This is a genomic window from Janthinobacterium sp. GW458P, assembly GCF_002127585.1.
Taxonomy (GTDB): Bacteria; Pseudomonadota; Gammaproteobacteria; order Burkholderiales; family Burkholderiaceae_D; genus Janthinobacterium.
Genome location: NZ_NEGZ01000043.1, coordinates 42614 through 50379, shown reverse-complemented (window position 1 = coordinate 50379; position 7766 = coordinate 42614). Strand labels below are relative to the sequence as shown.

Annotated in this window: 5 protein-coding genes and 1 pseudogene; 1 reads left to right on the top strand and 5 read right to left on the bottom strand. The window is 66.6% G+C overall.

Annotation, left to right across the window (positions count from 1 at the left end; genetic code table 11):
* The 3 genes and pseudogenes from CBW50_RS20530 to CBW50_RS20520 form a co-directional block, all read right to left on the bottom strand.
* Positions 1-505, bottom strand: a pseudogene (locus CBW50_RS20530) (hypothetical protein); the annotation flags it as partial.
* A complete protein-coding gene (locus CBW50_RS20525; RefSeq protein ID WP_226935445.1) occupies positions 502-1068 on the bottom strand; it encodes a sigma-70 family RNA polymerase sigma factor in 567 nt (188 codons plus the stop codon). The pseudogene CBW50_RS20530 and the gene CBW50_RS20525, both read right to left, overlap by 4 nt.
* Positions 1069-1117: 49 nt before the next feature.
* Complete coding sequence (locus tag CBW50_RS20520; RefSeq protein ID WP_086147265.1) at positions 1118-3010, bottom strand: beta-propeller domain-containing protein; 1893 nt, start codon at positions 3008-3010, stop codon at positions 1118-1120.
* Between the two features lie 173 nt (positions 3011-3183).
* Here CBW50_RS20520 and gabD point away from each other — a divergent pair, with 173 nt between their 5' ends.
* Positions 3184-4638 (top strand): NADP-dependent succinate-semialdehyde dehydrogenase, encoded by a 1455-nt coding sequence (gabD, locus tag CBW50_RS20515; protein WP_086147264.1) that lies wholly within the window; start codon positions 3184-3186, stop codon positions 4636-4638.
* Positions 4639-4686: 48 nt separating this feature from the next.
* On the opposite strand, the gene CBW50_RS20510 is transcribed toward gabD, so the two are convergent.
* Both CBW50_RS20510 and CBW50_RS20505 read right to left on the bottom strand, forming a co-directional pair.
* A complete protein-coding gene (locus CBW50_RS20510; protein WP_086147263.1) occupies positions 4687-5310 on the bottom strand; it encodes a trimeric intracellular cation channel family protein in 624 nt (207 codons plus the stop codon).
* A gap of 4 nt (positions 5311-5314) precedes the next feature.
* Complete coding sequence (locus CBW50_RS20505) at positions 5315-7744, bottom strand: penicillin-binding protein 1A (protein WP_086147262.1); 2430 nt, start codon at positions 7742-7744, stop codon at positions 5315-5317.
* Between the last annotated feature and the right edge of the window lie 22 nt (positions 7745-7766).

Sequence of the window (7766 nt, the reverse complement as noted above, 5' to 3'; positions counted from 1 at the left end):
GAGGAGCCACGGGTACGGTCGCCGCCAGCGGGGGTGCTGACGGCACGGCTGCTACCGGCTCGGCCTGCACCGGCGGCCTCGGTGCCGCCTTGGCCATGGCGCGCGGTGCCGGCGGCGGCGGCGCGGACTCAGTCGCAGGTGCAGCGGCCGGTGCGGATTCCCGCATCACCTCCTGCGTGACCGGTTCCCCGACTACGGGAAACTGCGCCGGCTTCGAGCCGAACCAGTCCACGCCGATCAGGTTTACCGTCAGCAGCACGGCAGCGGCCAGCCCCAGCGGAACGCGCCAGCGCTGCAGATAGTCCGGTGATTTCTTGGCCGGCAGAGTGCGCAGCACGCCATCGGCGCAGTCGTTGGCCGCTGCCAGCTGGTGCAAGGCTTTTTCCGCGTCGGCCAGGATGGCCGCATCGAGCGCGCTGGAAGGCGCCGGCTGCGGCAGGCTGGCCAGCAGCGCGGTCAATTCCTCGTCATTCGGTTCGTCGTGATCTCGATCGTGGGTATTCATGCCTGTCCTCCCGCGCCAGCGGCGCTGTCCAAGCCCGCGCGCAATTTCTGCATGGCGTAGCGCAGCCGGCTCTTGACGGTTTCCGCTTCCGCCCCCGTCACCGCGGCGATCTCGAGGATGCTCATGCCGCTGAACTGCTGCAGCACCAGCGCTTCCTTCTGTTCCGCCGGCAGTGCGGCGATGGCCGCATGCAGCCGCGCGTGCTGCTGTTTCTGCTCCAGCGACTGCGGCGGCGAGGCGCCCTCGTCCGCCAGTTCGCCTGCGTCGCCGTGGTCCTGTCCTTCCCGCTGGCGCAGGAGGTCGATCAGGCGGTTGCGCGCGATCTGGTACAGATAGGTGCGAAACGCCGCCTGCGGCTGGTAGCCGGCGCGCGCCGCATGCAGGCTGGCCCACGCATCCTGCACGATCTCGTCCACCCACGCGCGGCGCGGCGAACGCCAGGCGACGAAGCGGTACAGGCCCTGGCTATGGCGCCGGTACAGCTCGCGAAACGACGGCAGGTCGCCGGCGCTGTAGCGCAGCATCAGGTCTTCATCCATCGCGGTCAGTAAGGTATCGGGCATGCGGACCAGTGTAGCCGAACTACGCGGCAGCGGCAATTTCCCTGCGCCTTCAGCGTACAGTGGACGCAACGGGCGCATAGCTGATGCGGCGCACTTCTCGGATCTGTCCATCCTTGAGCACCCCTTCCACCAGTTCATAGCCGAGCAGGGCGAAGACGCGGCCCTGCAGGAACAGGGGACGCGCATTGCCGTACCAGTCCACGCAGGACGCGCGGCAGCCGTCGTCCGGCGCCTGGCCTGGCCGCGCCGCCAGCGCGCCCAGTTCCGTCAATGTCAAACCGCTGTTGCGCAGATACAGGACGGCTGCTCCTGACTTGTTGAGGCCAGGCCGCTCGTCCGCGCCCAGGATCGGCAGGCCGATCACGCCCTCGCTTGCCGTGTGCGGCTTGTAGAAAAAGCCGTGGCTGCGCGACTCGCCCTGCGCCGCGTCGGCGCGGATGTAGCGCGTGGCGACCGCCGCCTGCGCCCCCAGGCCGATGGTGCTGAAATGCAGATCCTTGCCCTGCGCGCCGATCACCATGGCGTCATTACCCAGCGCCTCGATGCGCTCCACGCCGTGCGGCAGGGACAGGGCTTGCACGCTGCCCGCATCGGCCCAGCGCACCGCATACAGGGGCTGGCGCGGCCAGGCCTGGTCCGCCTTGCGGCGTCCCGCATTGCCGGGATTGCCGTACAGCAAATACGCTCCCACATAGCGGTTCTGCAGACCGTAGCCGCCGCCGGGCAGCGGCGTGTAGCTGCCGGCGGGCGCACTGTCGCGGCCATCGGAAAACGACGCCAATGGCACGCGCAGCAGGGCCATGTCGCCACGCCCCCGCGCGCCATCCCACATGGCGTCGCCCTGGCCCTCGGCGCGCAGCAGGACGTTCAGGTGGCCATCGGGGCTTTCCATGAACGAGAACTGGTCGACGGGCGCACCGGCCACCTTCAGGGCGCTGGGCGCCGAGCCGTCGAGGGGAATGCGGAACACGCCCGAGTCGCTGCCACGGCGCGTGGTCCACACGAAAACGGATTCGCCCGACACATAAAATACGCGCCCCTGCGGCCCCATCACGGCGGTCGCTTCGCAGCGCATGTCGCGCTGCGCCAGGTCGCACACGGTGACAGTATGCAGGGCCAGACCAAAGCCCGGTTCGGGCTCGTCATCGGTGCGGTAGATGCGCGTGGCAGGGGCGATGCGCTTGAAGTCGGACGGCACGGCGTCGGGGCGCCAGCGGCGCAGCGCGGGAAAGCCGCCAAACGGGTCGCCCCGGCGCAAGTTCAGCGACAGGGGCGAGTAGAACACCAGTTTGCTGCCGATCAGACGGCTGGCGTAGTTGCGCGAGGAGTAGTAATCGTTGGAGCGCAAGTGATACGTGGAGCGGTAGGCCAGCTTGCCTTCCGCGTTGACGTCGAACAGGCCGATCTCCGTGCCGCCCCGGCTGTAGCTGTAGCCGATCACCACCACCGTGTCGCCATCGATCAGCATCTCGTCATACCAGCTGCCCGACGGATCGCTGCCCGGCGCGAACGCATCGAGCGCCGCGACGGGCTGCAGGGCCTTGTCCCCCACCTGCACCGTAAACAGCTTGCCGCGCCTGAGCATCACCAGGTGCTTGCCATGCAGCTTGACGATGCCGCCTTCGTCCACGCCCGCCGTCTGCACGTTGGTGACCGATTCGGCCGCCTCTGCCGATGCTGCCGGCGCGGCTTTCGCCGCCATCGGCGCTGGTGCTGGCGGCGGCGCAGGCGCCATCGCCGTGTACTGCGCCGTGGCGCGCTGCAGTTTCTGCTGTTCCCTCTGCAGTGCCGCCTGGCGCGCCTGCAGCTGCTGCAGGTAGCTGCTCAAGGCCTGCTCGCTGGCGAACGGCGCCAGGGTCTTGCGCGGCGCCGTGCCGGCGGCGTGGCTGGCTGCCGACAGCAGCAAAGTCAGTATCAGGGTGGTCTTGAGGACGGTGAACATCGCTTCGGCTCCGGTTGGCTGGGATGATGACCATGAAACGGCAAGCGAGACGAAACAGGGTTAAAGATGGTCAAATATTCTTTGACGGTGCGCCGCCGCACATGAGGCGCAATCGTGCGCCAGGCAAAAAGGACTACCATGGAGTATCACGCAACCCTTGCTGAAAGCCTGCCATGCTCGCACTGAACGACCCGGCGCTGCTGCGCCAGCAATGCTATCTGAACGGACGATGGCTCGATGCCGATGACGGCAAGCGCGCCGCGGTCCGCAATCCCGCCACGGGCGAAGTGATCGGCCACGTGCCCGTGATGGGCACGCAGGAAACAAGAAGCGCCATCGCCGCGGCCAACGCCGCCTGGCCCGCCTGGCGCAAGAAGAGCGCGAAAGAGCGCGCCACGGTGCTGCGCCGCTGGAACGACCTGATACTGGAAAACGCGGACGACCTGGCGCTGATCATGACGACGGAACAGGGCAAGCCCCTGCCTGAAGCCAGGGGCGAAGTGCAGTACGCGGCATCCTTCATCGAATGGTTCGCCGAAGAGGGCAAGCGCGTCGCGGGCGACACCCTGCAGTCGCCGTGGCCGGACCGGCGTATCGTCGTGACCAAGGAGCCGATCGGCGTGTGCGCCGCCATCACGCCATGGAACTTCCCCGCTGCGATGATCACGCGCAAGGCAGGGCCGGCGCTGGCGGCCGGCTGCCCGATGCTCGTCAAGCCGGCCGGCATGACGCCGTTTTCAGCCCTGGCGCTGGCCGTGCTGGCCGAACGCGCGGGTGTGCCTGCGGGCGTGTTCAATGTCATCACGGGTTCCTCGCAGGAGATCGGCGACGAAATGACATCCAATCCCCTCGTGCGCAAGCTCAGTTTCACGGGATCGACGGAAGTGGGCCGCATGCTGATGCGCCAATGCGCGCCGACGATCAAGAAGCTGTCGCTGGAACTGGGAGGCAATGCGCCGTTCATCGTCTTTGACGACGCCGACCTCGATGCGGCAGTGGAAGGCGCCATCGCATCAAAATACCGCAACGCGGGCCAGACCTGCGTGTGCGCCAACCGCTTGTACGTGCAGGATGGCGTGTACGAGGCGTTCGCGCAAAAGCTGGTGGCAGCCGTACAAAGACTCAAGGTGGGCAATGGCGTCGACGAGGGCGTCACGCAAGGCCCGCTGATCGAGGAAAAGGCCGTGAAAAAGGTGGAGCAGCACGTGGCCGACGCGCTGGCCAAGGGTGGGCGCCTGCTGCTGGGCGGCAAACGCCATGCCCTGGGTCACAGCTTCTTCCAGCCCACCGTGATCGCCGATGTGACGAGCGACATGCTGGTCGCCAGCGAAGAGACATTCGGACCGCTGGCGCCCCTGTTCCGCTTCCACACGGACGAGGAAGCGGTGGCGCTGGCAAACGACACGGAATTCGGCCTGGCGGCCTATTTCTATTCGCGCGACATCGGCCGCATCTGGAAAGTCGCCGAAGGCCTGGAATCCGGCATGGTCGGCGTGAACACGGGCCTGATCTCGACGGAGGTGGCGCCGTTCGGCGGCGTCAAGCAGTCGGGCCTGGGCAGGGAGGGATCGTCGTACGGGATCGACGATTACCTGGTCATCAAATACATCTGCATGGGCGGTATTTAACGATTTGCCCGGTGCCGCGCCGGTGCGTCATCCGGCATGGCGCCGCCGCTATTCGAATCCCCGGATCCTGTCGCCGTTGAAATTCGGCAGGCGCCACTCGAAGTGCAGGGCCAGGAAGCGGAACAAAAAGCCCGCGCCGATGGACGACAGCTGCGCCACCGAGCTGTCGACCTTGAAGTACAGCAAGCCGACATACAGGCTGCCCGTAAACAAGGCCACGGTGGCATACACTTCGCGCTGCAGCACGAGAGGAATCTGGTTGCACAGGATGTCGCGCAGCAGGCCGCCGAAGACACCCGTGATCATCCCCGCCAGCACGACGATGGCCGGGTGCATCTTGGCCGACATGGCGATGTCGCAGCCGATCACGCAAAACGCCACCAGGCCCAGGCCATCGACCAGCAGGAAGATGGCGCGCAGATGGTGCAGATAGCGCGCGACAAAGGCCGTCACGATGGCCGCGCCGATGGTAAACAGCAGGTATTCGGGATGCGCGATCCAGCCCAGCGGATAGTGCCCCAGCAGCACGTCGCGCACGGTGCCGCCACCGAGCGCCGTGACGGTGCCGATCATGCAGATGCCGAACAAATCCATGCCGCGCCGCATGCCCATGATGGCGCCGGACATCGCTTCGGCGACAATCGCCACCAGGTAAATCGTATATAACAGCATGGTCTTACTCTTCCGAAAATGATTTGAGAATTTGTTCGCGCTCGCGCGCTTCGCTCAGGGTGCGGGCCTCGCTCATGCCCGCGCTGGAGCCGCCGGCGCCAGTTTCACCGTGCGCCATGCGCGTATCGGCAGCACCGCTGCCGCAGCCGACGCTGCTGTGGATAAAAGCGAAGTTATCCTTCAGGCAGTCGCCGGCCAGGTATTCGGCGTAGACGTAGTCGCCATCGAGCAGGGCCAGGCCAGGCGGTTCGGCCAGCACCTGTTCGCGGCGCCCCTGCACGGCCACCTGCATGTAGTCGCGCCAGACGGGCAGCGCCAGCGTCCCCCCGGTGGCGTTGCCCAGGCTTCTCGGCTGGTCGTAGCCGAGCCAGACGACGGAAACGAGGCCCGAGGAATAGCCGGCGAACCAGGCGTCATACGCATTGTTCGAGGTGCCCGTCTTGCCGGCCGCGTCGCCGCGCCCGAGCGCCAGCGCGCCGCGTCCCGTGCCGCTCTTGACGACGTCGCGCAGCATGCTGTCCATGACGTAGGCGTTGCGCGTGGAAATGACCTGCGTGCCCGGCGCCGGTACGCCTTTGGCGCGCGGCGCCGCGTCGCTGAACAACACCGCGCCGCCGCGGCTGCGCACTTCCTTGATCAGCTTTGGCGGCATCTGCACGCCGCCGTTGGCGAACACGGCATACGACTGCGCCAGCTGCAGCGGCGTGACGGCGCCCGCGCCCAGCGCCAGCGGCAGAGAGACAGGATTGCGCGCGCCCTCGAAGCCGAAGCGCGTGGCGTAGTGCTGCACGTAACCGGGGCCGGCGGCCTGCATCAGGCTGACGGCCACGAGGTTTTTCGAGCGCACCAGGCCGCGCCGCACGCTGATGAAGCCTTCATAGTTGTTGCCGTAATTGCGCGGACGCCACGGTTGCGCACCCGTTTCCTGCGGCAGCAACAGGCGCTGCGTATCGTCCACGGCCGTGCCGGGGAAGTATCCTTTTTCCAGCGCCGCCGAATACACGAAAGGCTTGAAGCTGGAGCCGGGCTGACGGTAGGCTTGCATGGCGTGGTTGTAGTGGTTGCGGTAAAAATCGAAGCCGCCCGCCATGGCGACGATTTCGCCGCTGTGCGCCTCGACGGAAATGAGCGCGCCTTCCATCTCGGGCAGCTGGCTCACCAGCCAGCGCTTTTTGGCCGCATCGTGCACCACTCGGATGACGCTGCCCTCGACGATGGCGCGCTTGCCGTCGAGCGGCAGCTTGCCGCCCAGGCGCGCGTCCGATGCCGCCAGCACGATCTCGTCGCCATTGCGCAGCTGCGCCTTGACCTGGCGCGCACCGGCACTCTCCACCTTGCGTACCAAGGCGGCGCGCAACTCTCCGCTGTCCGGGTAGGCGGCCAGCTGGCGCGCCACGCTGTCTGCGGAGGCGGCCAGGCGGGCTTCCGGGCCGCGATAGCCGCGCCGCGCCTGCGCGTTCAGCAAGCCATCGCGCAGCGACTTGTCGGCCGCGCGCTGCGGCGCCATGCGGATGGTGGTGGTCACGTCCAGGCCCATGCTGTAGGCGCCTTCCGGATAGCTTTGCAAAATCAGCTGGCGCGCTTCCTCGACCGCATACGCGGCCGCATGCACGGAGCTGTTGCGGTCCTTGTTCAGGGCCAGCTTTTCCGCCACGGCGGCCGTGTATTCGGCCGGCGTGATGTAACCGAGTTCGCGCATGCGCTGCAGGATGTAATGCTGGCGCACGGTGGCGCGCTGGGGATTGGCGACGGGGTTGTAGGCCGAAGGCGCCTTTGGCAAGCCGGCCAGCATGGCCGCTTCGGCGATGCTCACTTCCGCCAGCGGCTTGTCAAAATAAATGTTCGAGGCGGCGGAAAAACCGTAGGAGCGTTCGCCCAGATAAATCTGGTTCATATACAGTTCCAGCAGCTTGTCCTTGCCATAGTGCTGTTCCAGCTTGTAGGCGAGCAGCATCTCCGTCAGCTTGCGCTGCACGGTCTTTTCGCGCGACAGAAAAAAGTCGCGCGCCACCTGCATGGTGATGGTGCTGGCGCCCTGCGCGTGGTGGCCCGTGACGACGTTGGCCAGCGTTGCGCGCGTCAAGCCATAAAAGTCCACGGCGCCATGCTCGTAGAAGCGCGCATCCTCGATGGCCAGCAAGGCCTGGCGCATGCGCAGGGGGATGTCCTTCAAGGGCAGAAATTCGCGGCGCTCTTCGCCGTACTCGGCCAGCAGCTCGCCTTCGCTGGAGAAAATACGCAGCGGCAGCGCGGGCTTGTACTGGGCCAGGTGCTCGACGGCCGGCAAGTCCTGCCACGCCTGGCGCAGCCACCAGCCGCCCGCCAGGGCAGCGGACAAGCCCAGGCCCAGGGTCAATCCCAGGCCGAATTTCAGCTTGCGCGCCAGCTTAGACTGCGGCTTGCGGGTGGGAGGGGTTTGCGTTTGGGCTTCCATGTGGTGCTTCCTTTGCTGCCAG

Excerpts from the sequence above, each read along its gene's own strand:
- gabD (WP_086147264.1), top strand. The coding sequence starts at position 3,184 with ATGCTCGCACTGAACGACCCGGCGCTGCTGCGCCAGCAATGCTATCTG.
- CBW50_RS20520 (WP_086147265.1), bottom strand. The coding sequence starts at position 3,010 with ATGTTCACCGTCCTCAAGACCACCCTGATACTGACTTTGCTGCTGTCG.
- CBW50_RS20525 (WP_226935445.1), bottom strand. The coding sequence starts at position 1,068 with ATGCCCGATACCTTACTGACCGCGATGGATGAAGACCTGATGCTGCGC.
- CBW50_RS20505 (WP_086147262.1), bottom strand. The coding sequence starts at position 7,744 with ATGGAAGCCCAAACGCAAACCCCTCCCACCCGCAAGCCGCAGTCTAAG.
- CBW50_RS20510 (WP_086147263.1), bottom strand. The coding sequence starts at position 5,310 with ATGCTGTTATATACGATTTACCTGGTGGCGATTGTCGCCGAAGCGATG.